Here is an 18,359-nt window from a genome sequence, read left to right as displayed (position 1 = left end):
CAAGAAAGAGGGGGACCGCCTGCATGAGGCGATTCGTCGTGGCCGAAACAGCCACCACGCGGGTCAATCCACTTCCGTACACCCCGCTGGTGCGGCCCCGGGCCGCCGCCTCGTGGGACCGACTGCTCACCACGGCCGTGCAGGCACTCGGGGCGGCCCGTGCAGCGGACGACGAACTGAAGTCCGCCGCAGGGCAGGATGGCGGCCGCCCCGAGTACGTACGGCTGCGGCGCAGGATCCGCGAAAAGCCGATGACGCCACTGCCCGATACGCGCGCCGCCCAGGCCCACTGCGAACCGGCAGTGCGCCGCTGGCACGCGGCAGCCGCCGCCTATCGGGACCTCCTGGCCGCCGTGACACGCGAACGCGAGGGCGAACTGCTCCATGAGCGCTTCGCCTTGAGCACCGTGTGCGCATGGCCGACCCTGTCGTCATCGGTCGAGCTGGTGAGCCCTGACCTGGGGCACGCGGTACGCCGCTACGCGGCGGGAGCGGGCACGGCGGACCGGGCCGACCGCAAGTCGGAGCCCCGTATCACCGCCTACGCCCTGCGGAGCATGACCCGCACCAGTCCGCGCTCCGTCTTCACCGTCGTCGCGATGTCCGCCCTCGCCGCTTCCGACGCCACGCCGGCCGATGTTGCGAGCTGGGAGGCCGCCCCGCCATCCGGCATCCTGCGCGCCGTCGATGTGCAGCGCGGTGCGCTGCTGTCCGCTCTCGAACCCGATCCGGGTACGGCGGGGCACGTACGGCTCGCTCCGCTGCTGCCCGCGGCCGCGTCCGAGACGGCCTTCATGGCGATCACGGGTCGGCCGCCCCGGCCGCGGAAGGTGACCCTGCGCCGCAGCCGCGAGCTGGGCGAACTGATCGCCGCCTGCCGCTTCGGCGTGCACCCCTGGGAGACGCTGGCCGACTCGCTCGCCTCGGCGCTCGACTGCTCCGTCAGCCGGGCTCTGCAGGTGATGCGCGCCGCCCTCAAAGCCGGCCTGCTCGCCCCCGCGCTCCCCGTGGACGACCAGGACCCGCGCTTCCTCCAGGCGTGCCTCGACGCGCTGCCCGAAGACGACGGAACGCAGGACGGCGGCCGGCAGGACGGCGGGCGGCAGGACGGCGGTCTTCGGCCCACGCTGCGGGACATCACCGAGCTGACCGGCCTCCTGGCCACCGACGACGCGGAGTCCCGGCCCGGGCTGATGGGACGCCTGCGTGCGGCGGCCGAACGGCTGCCGCACCCCGACACCTTGCCGCTGCGGGTCTACGAGGACGCCGTCGCCGACCTGCCCGCCACCCCGCGTCCCACGACCGTGCTGCGCGCCGCGGCGGATCTGCTGCCCGTGCTCGCCGCCTTCGACCTCAAAGCCGATCTCCGGCTGGCCCTGCAGGCCGCGCTGCGCGTACGGGGAGGCAGGGCCCGGCTGCTGGAAGACGCGGAGGGCCTCGCGGACGAGGCCGCCCGGCTCGCCACCTCGGCGGCGGCCGGGGGGCGGCTTCCGGACCCGGAGATCCAAGCCTCCATGGACGAGCTGTGGCGGTTCCGGCACCGGATCCTGGCGGACCTGGCCGCGTTGCTGGCCTCGGCGGCCGCAGCCGGAGACGGCACGGAAGCCGTCATCGGGGAGGAGTCCGTACGGACATGGGCCGCGGCCCTCCCCGCGTGGCTGCACCAGGACAGCACCTCCTACGCGTTGATGGCCCAGCACGCGGCGGGCGACTGGGTGGCCAACAGCATCTTCGGCGGGCTCGGCGCCACCGCGGCACGCTTCCTCCACCTTGACGCCGCCGCGGGTGGCGACGCCACAGATCTGCTGAAGCTGCGCCTGCGCCGGCTCCTCGGCCCCGGAGCGGCCGAGGACCGGTCCGCCCACGGATTCAACACCGGCTGCCATCCGCAGCTCCTCGACGACGTCATGGGTCCGGCGGACTGGGCACGGACGTTCCTGGTCGACGACGGGCCTCCCGGCCGGCTCTCCTGGGAGATGCCGCGCGCTCTGCACCCGGTGACCGTCACCTCCACCCGGTGGGACCTGCTGCCCGCGCCCAGCCGGATCGCACTGTGGCTCCAGGGCGGCGGGTTGCTCAGCTGTTCGTATGACCACGTGTACCGCGATACGGTCCGGCCCGGCGCCGACGGTGTCCTCGCCGTCCCCCGCCTGCGCTACGGGAACCTCGTGCTCCAGCGGCGACGCTGGTACCTGCCGGACGCCTCCGTACTGACCGATGCGCACCGGGGCTCGGCCGACGACCTGCACCGCCTGGTGCGGACCCTGGCCGAACACGGAGTTCCCGCACGGTTCTTCGTCAAACAGCTGCCGCCGTGGCAGCGAGGCGAAGCGCTCGTACCGGACGTCACGGCGCGCCCGGCCCCGCAGCCCAAGCCCCGTTTCGTCGACACGGCCGGCGCGCTGGGACTCGGCTCGTTCGCCAAGGACGCGGCCGACTTCACCCACCCGTTCCTGGAGGAGTGCCTGCCCGAGCCGGTCGCCGGCAGGTCCGTCCGCGAGGCGGTCTACGAGTTCGACGCGGCGAACGCCGACGCCGACGCCGACGCACCACAGACACCGGGGAGGGGATGACGGCGTGCTGACCACCGTGCGCGTCCATGACTACCGGGGGGACCCCTTCCCCCTGCTCACCGGCGGCGTGCTGCCACTCGTGGCGGACTTCGCGGCGGACACCGCCGTCCCCGTGTGCTTCCCCACCCGGCACTGGGACGGCGGCCCCCACCTCGCCCTGCACCTGGGGTACGGATCGCCGTCCGCCGCGGCTCTCGCGACCGTGCGGGAGCGGCTCGCGGCGGCGGCCGGGACGGGAGACGCCTGGTCCGCCGGGGAGTACCGGCGTCGCGTCCGCTCGCTGGCGGCGTCCGAGGGCACCGAGGTCCGGCACGCCCTGCCGTATCCGCACGCGGCCGTGGCCGTCTCCACCGACCCCGTCGCCCCCGGCCCGGTGGAGGCGGCACGGCACCGGTTCCTCACCGAGCTCGCCCTCCTGCTCCCCGAGGGGCTGACCGAGGACGCGGCGACGGCCCGGTCCCGCGCGCCCGGACTCGCCCTGCAATGGATGGCGGCCGTGGCGGCGGCCTACCCGGGCGGAGCACGGTTCGGTTCTCTCTCGTTCCACTCCCACGCAGAGGCGTTCCTCGCCTCCCGCCCGGACGGCGAGGAGTTGCGGGTCCGCTTCACCACCGCCGCCGAACGCCACCGCCCGCAGACCGACCGGCTGGTGGACATCGCGCTGCACCGGCCGGAGCAGCTGCCGGGGCACGCCGCGTGCGTGGCCGCCTGCCGGCAGCTGAGCGACCCCGCTCTGCGCCCGGATCTCGACGTGCTCGTCGCGGGGGGCCGCGCCCCGGACACGGGCAGCGCGCCGAGCGCCTTCCACCGACAGCTCGCCGAAGGCGGTTTCGGACAGAACGCGCCGGCCGCCTTCACGGCCTTCAGAGCCGTCGTGAACTGGCTGTACGAAGCCCTGCAATGGCTCGGCGTCACACCGCTCAACCGCTACCTGTACTGCCACAGCCTGGCCAACGCCATAGACGTTCGGCTCGGCGAGCCCTGGCAGGACCGACTCAAAGTGAGGCCCGCCTGACATGCTCGTGAAACTCCGCCCCAGCACCGTGTACGGGGCCGTCGCGGGAGGCGTGTTCGTCCAGACACCAGGCGAGTCCTTCACCCTCAAACTGCCGGCGCCCCTGGTGGAGCCGGCCTGCGCCTGGATCCGGGCGCTGGAGGAGCCTCGTACGACCGACGAACTCGTGGCGGCGACCGGCAACCCGAAGGCGGCGCCCTTCGTCGAACGTGTCGTGGCGCAGCTGCGCTCCCATGGCGCGCTGGTGGACGCGTACGACGTCCCGCCGGGCGTACCGGAGGCCGCCGTGGCCTACGTGGAGAGCTACAGCGACCGCCCGCAGGAGGCGCTGAACCGACTCGCGGCCGCACAGGTGACGGTCACGGGGCCGACGGCCCTCACGGCGGCGGCCGAGGCGTCGCTCGCCGAGCGCGGCGTGGCCGTGCGCACCGTGGCGGACGGCACCGAGCCGGATACGGGTGAGTGGACCCTGACCATCAGCCAACAGGGTCTCCGCGTACGCCTGGAGCCGGCGGGAGCCCGCCTGTGGGTTGCCTCCTCCGGCCTCGCCGACCCGGCCAGCCGTGCCGCGCTGCGCGCCCGGCTGGCCGTACCGGGGGAGCCCGGTGCGGTGGCCGCCGGACTCGCCGCGGGGCTCGCCGCCGAACAGGCCTTCCGCGAGCTGACCGGACTTGCGGCCGATGGTGCACGCACCGTGCACATCGTGGACTCCCGACCCCTGGGCTGGCGGTCGGTGGAGCTGCGGCCCGCTGCCGGGCCGGCTGACGGGCCCGGCCCGGTGCCCGCTATGAGCGGCCCCGGGGCCGACGAGCTGATCGGCTGTCATCGCCATGACACCCCCGTCGACTGGCCGCAACTACCCGTGTGCGTGGGCCGCGTCGTGCCTGGCCCCGGGCGTCCTGACGCGTCGTCGGCCGTGGGCTGGGGACGCACCCGGGGCGAAGCGGACCAGGAGGCGCTGCGGGCGTTCCTGCGCGGTGGTGATCCGGCCGGCGGCGCCGGTGCCACGGAAGACGTGGCCCTGCTGGACGCGGCTTTGCGGCTAGCGGCCGCGGAGCGGGTGGGCGACGCACAGCCGGAGTGGGTCGACGGCGTTGCGGACGAGCGCGCCGAAGACGGCACGGGATGGCGGTACCGGGTGCACGAGACCGCCGTGGGGCTGGTGCTCGCCGAGGCCGAGTACCGGGCCGACGGGGCCGTCACGGCGCGGGGGCCGTGGCGGGGGAGCGCCTGGGGCCTCGACCGGGCCGGTGCGCTGGAGTCGGCGGCGGACTGCGCCCGAGCCCGAGCCCAGCTGTCCCCGCACTCGGCCGAGTTGGCGCGGTCTTTGGGTGTCGACTGCCGGATCGCCGCGGACGTCGCACGGGAACGGCCCGACACCACGGCGGTCGCGACCGCCCTGCTGGGGTACGAGGTCGCCTTCCGCGCCGCGGAACCCGATGCGCTCCTCGGCGCCGCCCCGCTGGCGTGCGGTGTGCTCGTGCGGATCCCGCGAGGTGTGCGATGACTGCCCCGCTCGCGGTCCACGAAGCGAGTCGGCTCCCCGAGCCAGCCGCAGAGGCACTGGGTGAACTCGCCGCCGGATACGGCGCACTGACCATGCTGGTGGCCGGACACGACGCCGCCTGGGAGCAGGAGCAGATGGTGCGGGCCACCGCGCTCGGCGTGCCCCTGCTGCCCGTACGCCTGTGGGGCGCCGAGGTGGAGATCGGGCCGCCGTGGCGGGAGGGCGTGGCAGGCGGCTGCCCCCTGTGCCAGGTGTCCGCGCATCTGCGTACCCGCGGAATCACCGACCCTCCGCGGCGGCTGGCCGCCGGAGCGGACCACGCGGAGGCGGCGCTGCACGCGCTGAGCGCCGCGGTCCGCCTGGCGTGCCACGAACGGCTGCAACCTGGAGAAACGGTACTGGTCTCGCCCCGAGGCAGCTCCCGGCACCGCGTGGCGCCCCAGACCGGCTGCCCCGCATGCGAGCACACCGCCGGCACACCGATCCCGTCCGGCGTGGCCGACAGCCCACACGGGGTGGACCCGGACCTTCACGACGTGGACCTGGACGCGGACATGAGGCAGATCCCGGGACCGGACCTCGCGCTGGAGTCCTTGACCGGGCTCCTGGTCGATGACCGGTACGGCCCGGTGGTGGGGCTCCAGTCCGTCCCGGACAGCCCCGCCTCGCTGGTGGCCGCGGTGCACGCCCGGCACGGATCGGCCGCCGAGGCGGCGGGCTACGGCCGGGGCCGCACCGTCGCGGCCGCGTCCCGGCTCGCCCTGCTGGAGCGGCTGGAGCGTTCCGGTTCGGAAGCCGTGGTGCGCGCCGCCCGACCGCTGCGCCGCGCCTACGACGCGCTGCCCGGGCGGGCGCTGGACCCGCGCCGGCTCGGCGTCCTCGCACCGGAGCAGCACGCACATCCGTCGTGCCGGGTCGACCCGTTCGCCCCGGAAGACGTCCTGCGGTGGATTCCGGCCCGGGTCTGGGGCACGGCGGACACCTGCTGGGTGCCGCTGGAAGCGGGCTCGTACCACGTGCACCCCGAGCCCCGGCCGGGCCGGAAGTGGGGGCGGGTGCTGTACGAGTCGTCCAACGGCTGCGCCCTGGGCGCCACCGTCGACGAGGCGGCGCTGCACGCGCTGTTGGAAGTCGTCGAACGGGACGCGTTCCTGCTGACCTGGTGGGCCGGGCAGCCGGTCCCGCGCGTCGACTGGTCCTCGGTGTCCGACACCACGGCCCTCGAGCTGCGGGCGGCGATGCGCGCAGCCGGTTACGAGGTGCACTTGTGCGTCATCACCCAGGACGTGCCCGTGCCGGCCGTGTGGGCCCTGGCCGTCAACCCGCGCTCCGCCGAGAAGTACAGCCTGACCACGGCGGCCGCCCACCCCGATCCGGCCACTGCCGTGCGCGCCGCCGTGGCCGAACTGGCGCCGCTGGTCCTGGGGGACGTGGTCACGCCCGACCCCGCCCGCGCCCGTCGGCTGCGTGCCGACCGCTGGAACGTGACCGATCTCGACGACCACATCCAGTGGTACTCGGTGCCCGAGGCGGCCCCTGCCTTCGAGCCGTTCCTCAGCGGTCCGCCGGTGCCCCTGGCCGACGCCTTCCCCGCCTCGCCCCTCCACGGGGCGCGCACGCTGGGGGAGGCACGCGACACGATGCTCGCGCTGCTCACGAAGGCGGGCATGGACGAGGTGCTCGTCGTGGACCAGACAGGGAGGGAGCACCGCGCGGCGGGCCTGCGCGCCGTACGGGTTCTCGTACCCGGATCCATCCCGCTGACCTTCGGTTTCGCCCATCAGCGTGTCTTCGGTCTGCCCCGGCTCCTGGCGGCGACGGGACCACTGGGCCCGTCCCTGGACCGGCTCACGGTCCACCCCTTCCCCTGAACCGGCCTCCCCGTCCCGCCCCCGGACCCTCCCGTGTCCTGACTCCGAAAGAAGTGGCTGCCGTCCGTGGTCGTTCCTTCCCCCTCCCCCACCTCACCAGGAACCGGCCGACCCGACGACGACCGTCCGGCCGAGCTCCGCACGATCCTGGCGGCCAAGCCGTCCGGTGACACCCGGGTGGACCCCGAAGCCCGTCCCGAGCTGCAGCGGGTGCGCGCCGCGGTCGCCGCACTCGCCGACGGCCCGGCCGGCGGGGTGCCCGCCCGCTGGGACCTGCTGGAGCGCACCCGCTGGCCGGCGGCCGGGCCGCCGGCCGGTGTCTCCTTGCAGGAGATCGCCGCCACCGTCTGCGCCCCGGTCCGTTTCGAGACCGACAATCCGTACAGCGAGCACCGGGCGTACCCGTCGGCCCGCTGCAAGTTCCCCGTTCGGCTCGTCGCCCACGAGGCGGGCGCCGCAGGCTTCCTGATACCCGAGGCATCAGGGACGCTCCGGGTACCCGCTGCGCCGGGCGGGGCGCCGGACCACATCGAGACGTTCTCGCTGCCCGCCGCCCTGCCTTCGTTCTACGGCCCGCTGCGGGCGGTCCTGGCCGGTCTGGAGACCGGCCACGTCCTGGCCGCGACGGCGCTGCTGGGCCGGGCCCTGGGCCGTCCCCTGACGGTCACCGGTCCGACGGACGGCGCACCTGCCTGGACCGCCCCGCTGCCGGGCCCCGCCCTGCCCGGCTACCGGATGACGGACGACAGCAGTGCGCGGCCCCCCGCACCGCCGGACGCCCCCACCACCGCACCGACCTGGAACGAGGTGCTCTGGAATCGCAACAGCGGCCGAGTGCCGCGCGGCGTCTCGGGTTTCACCGGCACCCACCGCACGGTCACGGCACCCGTATGGCGCGACGCCCTGGCCGCGCTCGCAGCCGGTGACCAGAGCCTCGGAGCGCTCCGAGCAGCCCGCTCCGCCCTCGGCCTGTACTGCTGGGTGCGCGATGTCGAAGGCGTGGAACCCGGTTGCCACCGAGTTCACTTCGACGGCTCGGCCCACCGTGTGGGCGACCTCGCGGCCGCGCGCGGCGCGCTGCTCATCGACTCCGCTCCCGCACCCGGGCTGGCCTTCGAACTGAACGCCTGCAACCTGGTCTGGCTGCTCACCGCGGACCCGGGCCTGGCCTGCGCCACGTCGCCGGCCCCCGCCCCGCGGATCGCCGCCGATCTGCTGGCAGCGGCCGGCTGGACGGCGCAGCACCTGTCGTACGCCATGGCGGCGCACGGGCTGTTCGCGCGGCCGCTGCGCAGCTACGACGCCGAGCTCGCCGCCCAGGCACTCCGGCTCGACGCGGGCCAGGTGCCGATCTACCAACTGGCCTGCGGCCCCGGCCGATTCACCGAGCCCGCCCTGGACGTACGACAGCCCCCCACCCTGTCCGGCGAAGACGAAGGCACCACATGACCAGTCCCCACCCCAACGCATCCGGCTGGCTGGCCTGGCACGTGCACGTGCCGGCGGACGGCTCCGGGACCGACCGCATCTCCCCGCTCGTGCGGGAGAACCTTCCCGCGCTGATCACACCGCTGCGGGAGGCCGGACTGCTGCGCCGCTGGTTCTTCATCCGCTACTGGGAGGGCGGCCCGCACCTGCGGATCCGGCTCCTGCCACAGGCGGGCGCACAGCCGGCGGAACTGGACGCGGCCGTACGGCGGGCCTTTGCCGGTCTGCCGTCGGACGGCCACGCTCCGCAGGAGTACCTGCGCTCCATCGGCGACCTGGCAGCAGCCTCGACCGCGAGTGATCCAACGGTGGACCAGCGTCGGGCGGGCACGGTGCTCGCCCCTGGCGTGCACCCGGCGGTCTACGAGCCCGAAACGGCACGCTACGGAAGCGGTACGGCCCTGGAGGCCAGTGAGGCCGCCTTCACGGTCTCCAGCGAACTGGCGCTGCGGGCCGCAGGGTCCCCTCTGGACGGTCTGAGGCTACGACTCCTGGGCGTCGAGGTTCTCCTCAAGGCCGCCGTGCTGTCCGCTCCGGACCCGTCGGCCGGCGATCCCGTCGTACGCCAACTGCGGCGTCACGCCGACTTCTGGCGGCGCTGGTCCGCATCCGCTCCCCGAGAGGTGTTCCCGTCGGGAGAACTGGCCCGGCAGGCGGCCCGATGGGCCGACGTGCTCGCAGGGCAGGGCGGCGTCAGCGCCCGTGCTCTGGCCGAGCGCTCCTCCGCGGTGTCTCCGTGGCTGGAATCGCTCACCGCTCTGCTGCCGCTCGGAGTTGCCTCTCTGGGCGACGATGCGGAAACCGGCCTTCTCCTCTCTCACACCCATATGACGCTGAACCGCCTTGGTATCTTCGTGCATGATGAATTTATTCTGGCGGAGGCAGCCCTGCGGCTCTGGGCCGCGAGCGGGGAAGCGGGCGGCGGGGAATGACTGACGCACCGGACACGCCGCGGCCGGATCTCCTGCGGGTCGGCGGCGTCCACGTCGAATATGACGGCGAGGCCGTGCTCGAGGACGTGAACCTCGCACTGGGACCGGGCCGTTGCCTGGTCTTGGCGGGCGCCAACGGTTCCGGGAAATCGACGCTGTTGCGTGTGTGTGTCGGCCGCCAGCAACCGGACCGGGGCGAAGTGCGCTTCGCCGGCGCCCCGCCGCGTGAAGTGGACGTGGCCTTCCGCCGCGACGTCGCGCTGCTGCTCGACGGGGCGGACTGCTTCCCGGATCTGACGGTCGCCGAGCACGTGGGCATGGTCGCCACTGCCCACGGCCTCGGCGCGGACGCAGGGCCGGCGGCGGCCCGGGTCCTGGCGGAACTGGGGCTGGCGGAGCAGCTCGACGCCTTCCCCGGCACCTTGTCGGCGGGACAGCGGCAGATGCTCATGCTGGCCTCGGTCCTGGTACGGCCCGCACGTCTGATCGTCGTGGACGAGCCCGAACAGCGGCTGGACGTACGGGCCCGGCGCAGGCTCGCGGCCGCGCTGCGGGCCGCGACGGGGAACGGCACGGCCATCCTGCTGGCCTCCCACGACCGCGGAGTCGTGGACGAGGTCGCCGACGAGGTACTGCTGCTCGAGCGGGGCCGCACGGCCGCCGTCGGAACGCCCGCCGAGGTGACCGCCGAGTCGGCGGCGTGGCCATGGCGGTGACCGCACGCAGCGCGGGCGAACGGCGCGCCGCCGCCGATCCGGCGGCCGCCACGGCCGAGGCGATCGCAGGAATGACGGCGGCCCGCCGCGAGCGGGGCTCGGGGCGGCTGCGCTTCGACGACGTATGGACCTGGGCGTGTGCCGCCCTCGCGGTCGCCGTCATGCTCGCCGGCCTGATACAGACGGCGCCGGTCGTAGGACACTCCCTCGGCTGGTCCGGCGGCGCGACGGCCCGTGCCGTGCTGGTCGGCGCCAACCTGCTGCTGTGGGCCGGCGAACTGGCGGTGTGCACGAGGCTCGGGCCGGTGCTGCTCGCCGCCTCCGAGATCACCTGGCTGCTACCGCTGCCCGGTGACCGCGGACGACTCCTGCGGCCCCGCCTGATGCGTGCCGTGTCCGCCGCCTCACTCGCGGGACTGCTCATCGGCACCCTCATGGCCGCCCTCGCGCTCCTGCTCGAAGGACGACCGCGGCTCACCGTGCTGCCCGTGGCCATCGGCGCGCATGTGGCACTGGCCTGTCTGGCCGTGGCCGTGGGGGCATGGGCAGAGGCCCGTCCGGCCCTGGCCCCCAAGGCCCGGGCCCTGGGCATCTGTCTCGCCGTGGCCGGCGGCGTGGTCGTCGCCGCGGGCCCGTCCGTGCCCGCGCTGACGGCGACGGCCGCGTTCTGCGGACCGTGGGGCTGGTCGGGGTGGGCGACGGTAGCGGCGTCCCATGGCGACGCGACCACCTGGGCGACGGCGCTCGGTGTACTCCTGCTCTGTACGGCCGCCGCACTGCGGTCGGCCTTCGAAGTGGCCGGGAGCATCCCGGCCACCGAACTGTCGAGCCGGGGCGGGACCAGTCGGCAGGCCGCGCAGGGTGCGGCCCTGCTGGACCTGCGAGCACTGACGCTGGTGATGCAGTCAGCCGCACGCGCCGGACGGCGGCGCCCACGGCTGCGTCTGCCGCTGCCTCGATCGCGCTGGGCGGTGGGGCCGTGGCGGGACGCCGTCGTCTTCCTGCGCCACCCCGGCCGCTCGGCCGCAGCCCTCGCGGTGCTGGCCGTCGGCGTCACCCAGCTCCAGCTGGTCGCCCACTGGATGCGGGACACCCCGCACGGCCCGGTCGGGCCGCTGCAAGCCACTGCGCTGGGCCTGTTCCTGGTCGTGCCCCCGTATCTGGCCGCGGTCGCCCTGGCCGAACCGGCCTACCAGGACACCGACCGGCCGCGGCGGACGCTGATGCTGCCCGTCTCTCCCGCCGCCCTGGCCGTCGGCCACCTGGTGGTGCCCGTCCTGCTGCTCTGGGCGGCGGCCGCGGCCGCCCGGTCGGCCGCTCTCCTGCCGGGCGCCCCCGCCGGAACGCTCACCGCCTATGCGGTGACGCTGCTCGTCGCGGGGCCGGCGCTGGTGGCAACCGTGCTGGTCGGCGCCTACCGGGGCGCGCCCCGGTACGACCTCCTGGCGCTCTCGCTCGACTGGTACGCCGCCCTGCCGTTCCTGCTGTGGCGACTGGCACCCGCCCTGGCCGCAGGGTTCGTGACCGCCCCCTGGCTCTGGCACACCGTGGCCGGACCGTCCGCCGGTCCGGATGCCTCCGCGGTGCTGTGGCTCGCCGCCCGGTCGACTGTGGTGATCGCCTGGGCGGTCCGCCGGATCAGCCGTCAGGCACGCGACTTGCACACGTGAACTGTCCCTGGACCCTCCTCGCAGCCGACATCGCCAGCGATAAGGGCAGCCCGGCCGGCTGTGCTTCCTGCACGGCCTCGGCCGGGGCGATCACGGCTGTCATCAGATGTGTCGGATGCACGGAATCGCGCGGCCGTATTTCGGGGATTCCCCGATGGAGGTGGGTGGCTCACCCTGCGAGGATCAAAGGGCATGTGAGCGGCACGGGAGATGCCGTGCGCTAGGGGGGATGTGTCAGTGGCGAAGGGTCAGGCGCCGTCGCCGGTGCCGTCGACGGGCTCCGTGCCTTCGGCGGTGCCGAAGCGCGGCGGGGCGGCCAGTGTGGCGTCCACCAGCCGGGCCAGGGCGTCGTCGTCGTAACCGCCGTCGTAGAAGACGCTGCGGAACATCATCGCTCCCGCCCACATCTCCAGTGTCAGCGAGATGTCGGTGTCCTCGGGGAGATCGCCACGGCTGATCGCCCGCTCCATCACCGTGCGCGAACGGGCTCGGCGCGGCTCGATCACCTCTTCGCGCAACTGCCGGCGCAGTTCGGGGTTCTGTGCCGTGTCGGCGACGAGCGCGGGAAGGATGGCCTGCACCTGCGGGGACCCGAAGAAGCTGGCGAGGGCTTCCTTCGCGACGCTCAGCAGCTCGTCGCGGGTGTTCCCGGTCTCGACGGTGGGCACTTCCTTGAGCCTGCTCCGCACAGCGTCGAGGACCAGGGCCGCCTTGTTGGGCCATGACCGGTAGAGAGTGGCCTTGCCGACCTTGGCGCTGACGGCCACCTGCTCGATGGTCAGGCGCGCGTACCCGCGCTTCTCCAGCAGCTCGAGTGTGGAGGCGAGGATGCGTCGCCTCGCTTCGAGGTCCCGGCGGTGAGGGCCGCCTGCGTCCACGACGTTCTGCAAGGTTCGCTTTGTCCCCATTCGCCTCTCCTGCAACGCGTGTTCATGGACGGGTCGGATGTCGGCCGCCTCGCCGTAGAACGAGTCGGATCGTGTTCATTATGAGCCGCTAGCGCGTGCCGGGAGCCCACTCCGGCAGATAGGGAACCGGGCACGACGGTACGGCGTGCGCAGCGAGCCTCGTATGCCGGGCGGAGCGGGGCGCCTGGCTGGCGCACGTGGACTGGTCCGCTCGCAACGCGCGGAGCGTGCTGGCGCGGCGACGCGTTCCGTCGCGTCTGCTGATGCTCAATCACCTCGCGACCCTGGAATACCGGCCCTACGGCGTCATCGGTGTGATCGGGCCGTGGAACTACCCCGTGCACACACCTGTCGGGTCCATCGCCTACGCCTTGGCGGCGGGCAACACGGTGGTCTTCAAGCCCAGCGAATACACCCCGGCCATCGGGCGGTGGTGATCAGCTGGCTGTACTCCCGGTGAGCGCGCCACGGCGCACTGCCGTGGGAGGATCGGGCCGTGCCCCGTCATCCACCGGCTCGGCCCGTCCGGTGGATGACGGTACGGCTCAGACGCATCCCACGGCCGTGCGGGAGGTGACGAGCCCCATGTAGTCGCGGTGGTCCGGGCCGGTGAGCTCGTGCCAGCGGTCCAGCCGGTAGGTGAGCGTGTTGGCGTGCAGGTGCAGGGCGCGAGTGGGCGCCGCCGGGGCGGGCGGGGTCAGGGGGAGGGGAGGGCCGGAGCCGGAGGAGGGGCCGTGAGCCGGCCCAGTTCACGGTGGCCGCGGACGAGTACCCGGCTGAAGGTGTCGGGGTCCGTGAGGCACAGCACGTGGGAGCCGGGGACGTGCGCCAGCCGAACCGGGGTTCCGGCGCTGCGCACGGCCTCGACGAAGTCCCGTTCACCGGAGCGGAAGAGCCGGTCCCGACGGCCGTTGACGAAGACGACCGGCGTGGTGATGCTCCCGGCCATGGCCAGGAAGTCCCTGCCGGCGAGGTCGGCGACGACTTGACCGAAGCCGCGCACGGCGAGCCCGCCGCGCAGTACCGCGGCACACACCTCGGACGGCAACGCCCTCCGGAACAGCCACCTGTTGAGACGGTCCGCGCGTGATTCCCCCATGGCGCGGAGGACCCGGTCCGCGGTTGCGTACACGCGGCGGACTCCTCCGGTGGTCCGTGCGGTGGCGCCATTGACGAGCAGGCCGGCCGCCCGGCCGGGGCGGGCTGCGCCGTAGGCGAGCGTGGCGTAGCCCCCGAGTGGCGAACCGGCGACCCACGGGGAGAGTCCGGTGGCGTCGCGGGCCTCGGCGACCGCCGCGTCGATCTGCTCGACGGCCCCCTCCAGAGTGAAGGGATCCGTGCGCAGCGCTCCGTGCCCCGGCAGGTCGCACGCGGTGATCCTGAAGTCGGGTGCGAGCCGGGCGGCGTACGGGGCCCACATCCAGGCCGACAACCGGATGCCGTGGACGAGCACCAAGGGCGTGCCGTCTCGCGGGCCCGCTGTGTAGAGGCCCGGGCGTCCGGCCGGCCGCCAGTGGGTGTTCACGCCGTATCGCCGGACGCGGGGCGCGGCAGGCCCGATGGATGGGCCCGGCTACGGGCATTCTGCAACATCTACTCCTCCTGAGTTTGCCGCAACGGATTCCACGACACGGAATCGGGTGGATCTCTACCGGGAACCCGTCGACGACTCGGTCCGATGTCGATGTGTGTGCGTCCCATACCGGAAAGGTGAGGCGGGGCAACTGGGCGGAGAGTCCGCCAAAAGCGGCGATGCCGGTGCGGTCCGCCGCCTCGGCGCGTCCATGCGCCGTGCTCGCTCGGCGACCGCCGCTGCCCGCCCGACGACGGCCGGACGTGCCTCCACTCGTCACTCCCGTCGCCGCCGCGTCACGAGGTCGGCGTGTGCGACCATGGCAGGGTCAGAACGATCCGACTCGTTCTACGTTAGGAGTGTCGCCGTGACGCCGTCAAGAGAGATGGGCTGGGAATCTCGGCGTACCCGACGTCCTCGCCGATGGGGACGACGGTCTTCCGCTTTTCTGGCACTCCTCTGTTGCGCCCCACTTCACGCCTGGCTAAGGTCCGGCCGGTCCGGAATCGTGACATCCCTTCGATCCACCCGGGGAATTGTGAACCGTTTATGGAAAGTCGAGGAGAGCGTCCTGGTCGGCGCCTCTGTCGAGGATGTGTACGCCGCGGTCTCGTGCGTGCGGAACATGGGCAAGTGGAGCCCGGAGTGCTTCGCCGTCTGGCATCGCGGTCACGTGGCGCGCGAGGGGACGACGTTCGTCGGGTTCAACCGGAAAGGGCTGCTGGTCTGGTTCACCACGTGCCGGGTGACCCTGTCCGATCGACCCTCCGAATTCGCTTTCCGGGTCACCGCGTTCGGACTGCCGGTGGCGCTGTGGGGCTACCGCTTCCGGTCGGAGGGCGGTGTCACCAGGGTCACGGAGTACTGGGAGGACCTGCGGACGGGCCGAGGTGCCCGGACCGCCGAGTTCCTCGGGCGGGTGTTCACCGGTACGCGCCCGGCCGACCGCGCGGAGGCCAACCGCGCCGGCATGCGCACCACGCTCGGCCGGCTCAAGGCCGCCTTGGGCGGCTGAGGTCAGACCCTGGGTCGACCCGTCAGGCCTCCACGCCGACCCAGGGCCGTCCCGTCGCGCCGCCCCGGTCACCGTTTGCGCGTGGTGGGTGCTGGGCGCCTATGCCGTCGGGGCCGCGGTCATCGGTTGGGCGGTCTGCCGCTGGTACGACCGTCGCGGCTACCACCGTGCGGAGGAGCACGAATTCCAGCCCCTGCGGGCCGCCGAGCCCGTGGCTCCGTTGTCGTAGCCGCCTGCCGGAACCGTGGCGACCGCCCACCCCATCACAGTGGGGTGGGCGGTCGCCACGGGCGTGAACGCAGCTCTCCCGGGACGTCGAGACGTCGAGGGCGTGATCGGGGAGATCGCCCCGGAGCCGAGGGCGGCCCGAGCGGGCCGATCGGCGTCCCGTCAGTACGGGCGCGGGGACATGACCTGGGGATCGGCTCCGACGACCTCGAGGAAGCAGCGCGGCACCCCCGGACCGGGCGTGGCGCGCACCGACACCGTGCTCGGCGGATCCGTGGGCAGTTCCACGGGCACGCTGACGGGGTGGTCGTCGTGCGTCGTCGCGTGGCCCGTCTCCTTGCCGTCGACGAGCACCTCCACCTCCACCCGGCGGCCCGTCTGGACGGTGGCACTGACCGAGTGCCCGGCGTGATCGACGTGGAAGTGATGGCGTCGTCTCATCAGGGGGCCTCCCACCGGTCGTCACGGTTGGCTTCCGCGTCTCCAGCGTAACCACGAGCTACCAGGGCGGCATGCCCGGCGGCCGGCCGGTGCCCCCGGTCTCCTCGGCGTACGGGGGCCAGCGCTCGATGCGCGTCCCGGCGAGGTGGTCGGGAACCCCGCGGACCGGCTGGGGCACTTGCGCCGGCACCTGCGCCGGCACCTGCACCGAGGGGTGCGGCTGCGGCTGTGGCTGTGGCTGCGGCTGCGGCCGGGAGCCGGATTCCGCGGGGGCCTGGAGGCTTCCGTAGCGTTCCGAGCGCTGCCAGCGCAGGCGGGACCCGGCGATCGCGGTGAACACGGACTGGATGACGACCAGGTACATCAGCTGGCGGTAGACGAACTGCTGGAGCGGCAGGCTCCACAGCGGCCCGGGCCGCTCGCCGTCGAGGCGGAAGGCGTAGAGGCCCATCAAGACCTGGAGGGCGAGGAAGGCGCACCACAGGCCGATGATCCGGAGGGGGTCGAGGAAGATGAGGCCGAAGACGGCGATGATGTCCACGACCGGGGCGAGCAGCGGCAGCAGGACCTGGAACATCAGCAGGTACAGCAGGCCGCGACGGCCGAGCTTCCCGGCCTGGCCCCGCTGGGTGAGGGCGCCGCGGTGCTTCCACATGGCCTGGAGGGTGCCGTAGCACCAGCGGTAGCGCTGCTTCCACAGTGCGCCGAGCGACGCGGGAGCCTCGGTCCAGGCCTTGGCCCGCTCCTCGTAGACGACGCGCCATCCGTCCCGGCACAGCGCCATGGTCAGATCGGTGTCCTCGGCGAGGGTGGTGTCGCTGACGCCGCCGACGCGCAGGAGGGCCTCGCGGCGGAACGCGCCGATCGCCCCGGGCACGGTGGGCATGCATTCGGCGAGGTCGAAGAGGCGGCGGTCGAGGTTGAAGCCGACGACGTACTCGATGTGCTGCCAGCGGCCGAGCAGGCCGCCGCGGTTGACGACCTTGGCGTTGCCCGAGACCGCGCCGACGCGCCGGTTCGCGAAGGGCTGGACGATCATGCGGACCGCGTCCGGCTCGAAGACGGTGTCACCGTCGACCATGACCACCAGGTTGCAGGTCGCGGCGGCGATGCCGGTGTTGAGCGCGGCCGGCTTCCCGGCGTTCCGCTGGCGGATGACGTGCACGCCGCGCAGGCGCAGGGCCTCGACGATGTCGGCGGTGCCGTCGGTGGAGCCGTCGTCGACCACGATGACCTCCACCTGGTGGTCCGACGCGACCAGGGAGCGGACGGCTGCTTCGATCCCGGCGCTCTCGTTGTAGGCGGGGACGATGACGCTGACGGGTTCGGTGACCGGGTTGCCCCAGGGCTTGCGCCGCATCCGCACGTGGCGGCGGGCGGCGACGAACACCGCCACCGCGCGCAGCACGCTGATCGCACCGGCCGCCCACATCAGCCAGGCGAGCGCTTCGAGGACCCAGTCGCTCGTACGCAGCGCCTGGCTGAGGGCGAGTCCCTGCCACCGGTCGACGGTCGAGGCCGGCCGGGTGGGCGCCGGCAGGCCGACCGCGTCGCCGACGGTGGCGAAGCGGAAGCCCGCGCCCTTGAGCCGGGGGACGAGCTGCTCCAGGGCCGCGACGGTCTGCGAGCGGTCGCCGCCCGCGTCGTGCATCAGGACGACCTGCCCGTCGGCGCCCTTGGGGGTGGCGTTGGCGACGATCTGCCCGACACCCGGGCGACGCCAGTCCTGGCTGTCCAATGTGGTGAGGACCGTCAGGTAGCCCTCTCGTCCGGCCTGGGTGACGGTGGCCCAGTCCGCGTCGTCCAGCGCCCGGTTGGTCGACGAGTAGGGCGGGCGCAGCAGCGGGGTGGTGACTCCGGTGGCGCCGGCGACGACCAGCTGGCTCTCGCGCAGTTCCAGGGAGCGCCGCCATGCGGAGACCGCGCCCAGGTCGGTGTGGGTGAAGGTGTGGACGCCGAGCTGGTGGCCGTCCGCGACGATCTGCCGGGCCAGTTCCGGATGGGCCGCCACCTGCGAGCCGACGGTGAAGAACGTCGCGTGCACATCGTTGCGGCGCAGGACGTCCAGGATCTTCGGCGTCCAGACCGGGTCGGGACCGTCGTCGAAGGTCAGGGCGATGGTGCGGGGCGCGGGGCCGACCGTCCGCGCGGCGGCGCCGTCGATGACCGGGCCGCCCGACCGGATCTGCGCCGGCACGGCAGCCGCCGCCGACCCGGCCCCGCGCGGTGCGCCGTCGGGCGTCGCGTCGAACATGTGCTTGCTGTAGCCCTGCAGCAGCAGTGCGGCCGAGAGGGTGAGGACGAGCGCGGTCAGCAGCAGCCAGTGGGTGCGCAGGGGGACGTCGCGCACGGTGCTGTGCCGGCCGCGGGGCAGGCGGCGGTTCTTCGACAAGGGGTGTGCTTCCTGCCTGTGGTGGTCCGG

At 73.6% G+C, this 18,359-nt stretch carries 14 protein-coding genes and 1 pseudogene; 10 read left to right on the top strand and 5 right to left on the bottom strand.

All coding sequences use genetic code 11. The features are described 5' to 3' along the window. Window positions 1-23: 23 nt before the first annotated feature. The 8 genes from OG429_RS17095 (at window position 24) to OG429_RS17060 (ending at window position 11,772) form a co-directional block, all read left to right on the top strand. Window positions 24-2,573, top strand: coding sequence for a lantibiotic dehydratase (locus tag OG429_RS17095; RefSeq protein ID WP_328926177.1), 2,550 nt, complete (start codon window positions 24-26; stop codon window positions 2,571-2,573). 4 nt (window positions 2,574-2,577) lie between these two features. Continuing rightward, window positions 2,578-3,588 carry a hypothetical protein gene (locus OG429_RS17090; protein ID WP_328926176.1) on the top strand — a complete coding sequence of 337 codons (1,011 nt, stop codon included), beginning with the start codon at window positions 2,578-2,580 and terminating at the stop codon, window positions 3,586-3,588. Between the two features lies 1 nt (window position 3,589). Then, window positions 3,590-5,095 carry a hypothetical protein gene (locus tag OG429_RS17085; RefSeq protein WP_328926175.1) on the top strand — a complete coding sequence of 502 codons (1,506 nt, stop codon included), beginning with the start codon at window positions 3,590-3,592 and terminating at the stop codon, window positions 5,093-5,095. Beyond that, complete coding sequence (locus tag OG429_RS17080; protein ID WP_328926174.1) at window positions 5,092-6,966, top strand: YcaO-like family protein; 1,875 nt, start codon at window positions 5,092-5,094, stop codon at window positions 6,964-6,966. Before OG429_RS17085 ends, OG429_RS17080 begins: the two co-directional genes overlap by 4 nt. Window positions 6,967-7,032: 66 nt before the next feature. Next, window positions 7,033-8,415: a hypothetical protein gene (locus OG429_RS17075; protein ID WP_328926173.1), complete on the top strand. Its 1,383-nt coding sequence runs from the start codon at window positions 7,033-7,035 to the stop codon at window positions 8,413-8,415. After that, on the top strand, window positions 8,412-9,386 hold the full coding sequence (locus tag OG429_RS17070; RefSeq protein WP_328926172.1) for a thiopeptide-type bacteriocin biosynthesis protein: 975 nt from the start codon (window positions 8,412-8,414) through the stop codon (window positions 9,384-9,386). Before OG429_RS17075 ends, OG429_RS17070 begins: the two co-directional genes overlap by 4 nt. Continuing rightward, complete coding sequence (locus OG429_RS17065) at window positions 9,383-10,102, top strand: ABC transporter ATP-binding protein (protein ID WP_328926171.1); 720 nt, start codon at window positions 9,383-9,385, stop codon at window positions 10,100-10,102. The genes OG429_RS17070 and OG429_RS17065 overlap by 4 nt, the downstream gene beginning before the upstream one ends. Beyond that, window positions 10,093-11,772 (top strand): DUF6297 family protein, encoded by a 1,680-nt coding sequence (locus tag OG429_RS17060; protein WP_328926170.1) that lies wholly within the window; start codon window positions 10,093-10,095, stop codon window positions 11,770-11,772. The genes OG429_RS17065 and OG429_RS17060 overlap by 10 nt, the downstream gene beginning before the upstream one ends. A 248-nt stretch (window positions 11,773-12,020) precedes the next feature. On the opposite strand, the gene OG429_RS17055 is transcribed toward OG429_RS17060, so the two are convergent. Then, entirely contained in the window at window positions 12,021-12,680 is a 660-nt protein-coding gene (locus OG429_RS17055; protein WP_328926169.1) for a TetR/AcrR family transcriptional regulator, read from the bottom strand. A gap of 188 nt (window positions 12,681-12,868) precedes the next feature. On the opposite strand from OG429_RS17055, the pseudogene OG429_RS17050 reads away from it, so the two are divergent. Beyond that, a pseudogene (locus tag OG429_RS17050) lies at window positions 12,869-13,108 on the top strand (aldehyde dehydrogenase family protein); the annotation flags it as partial. Window positions 13,109-13,225: 117 nt separating this feature from the next. Here the strand turns inward: OG429_RS17050 and OG429_RS41455 are convergent. After that, window positions 13,226-13,339 carry a helix-turn-helix domain-containing protein gene (locus OG429_RS41455; protein WP_443051311.1) on the bottom strand — a complete coding sequence of 38 codons (114 nt, stop codon included), beginning with the start codon at window positions 13,337-13,339 and terminating at the stop codon, window positions 13,226-13,228. A gap of 38 nt (window positions 13,340-13,377) precedes the next feature. Then, window positions 13,378-14,205, bottom strand: coding sequence for an alpha/beta fold hydrolase (locus tag OG429_RS17045; protein ID WP_328926168.1), 828 nt, complete (start codon window positions 14,203-14,205; stop codon window positions 13,378-13,380). A gap of 586 nt (window positions 14,206-14,791) precedes the next feature. Here OG429_RS17045 and OG429_RS17040 point away from each other — a divergent pair. Further along, the gene (locus tag OG429_RS17040) at window positions 14,792-15,268 is read left to right on the top strand and encodes an SRPBCC family protein (protein WP_328926167.1); all 477 of its coding nucleotides are present in this window, start codon (window positions 14,792-14,794) and stop codon (window positions 15,266-15,268) included. Between the two features lie 390 nt (window positions 15,269-15,658). On the opposite strand, the gene OG429_RS17035 is transcribed toward OG429_RS17040, so the two are convergent. Continuing rightward, window positions 15,659-15,937: a hypothetical protein gene (locus OG429_RS17035; RefSeq protein WP_328926166.1), complete on the bottom strand. Its 279-nt coding sequence runs from the start codon at window positions 15,935-15,937 to the stop codon at window positions 15,659-15,661. Between the two features lie 58 nt (window positions 15,938-15,995). After that, a complete protein-coding gene (locus OG429_RS17030; RefSeq protein ID WP_328926165.1) occupies window positions 15,996-18,329 on the bottom strand; it encodes a bifunctional polysaccharide deacetylase/glycosyltransferase family 2 protein in 2,334 nt (777 codons plus the stop codon). Window positions 18,330-18,359 lie beyond the last annotated feature (30 nt).

It is taken from the genome of Streptomyces sp. NBC_00190 (assembly GCF_036203305.1).
GTDB lineage: Bacteria > Actinomycetota > Actinomycetes > Streptomycetales > Streptomycetaceae > Streptomyces.
This window is presented reverse-complemented; position numbering and strand designations above follow the sequence as displayed.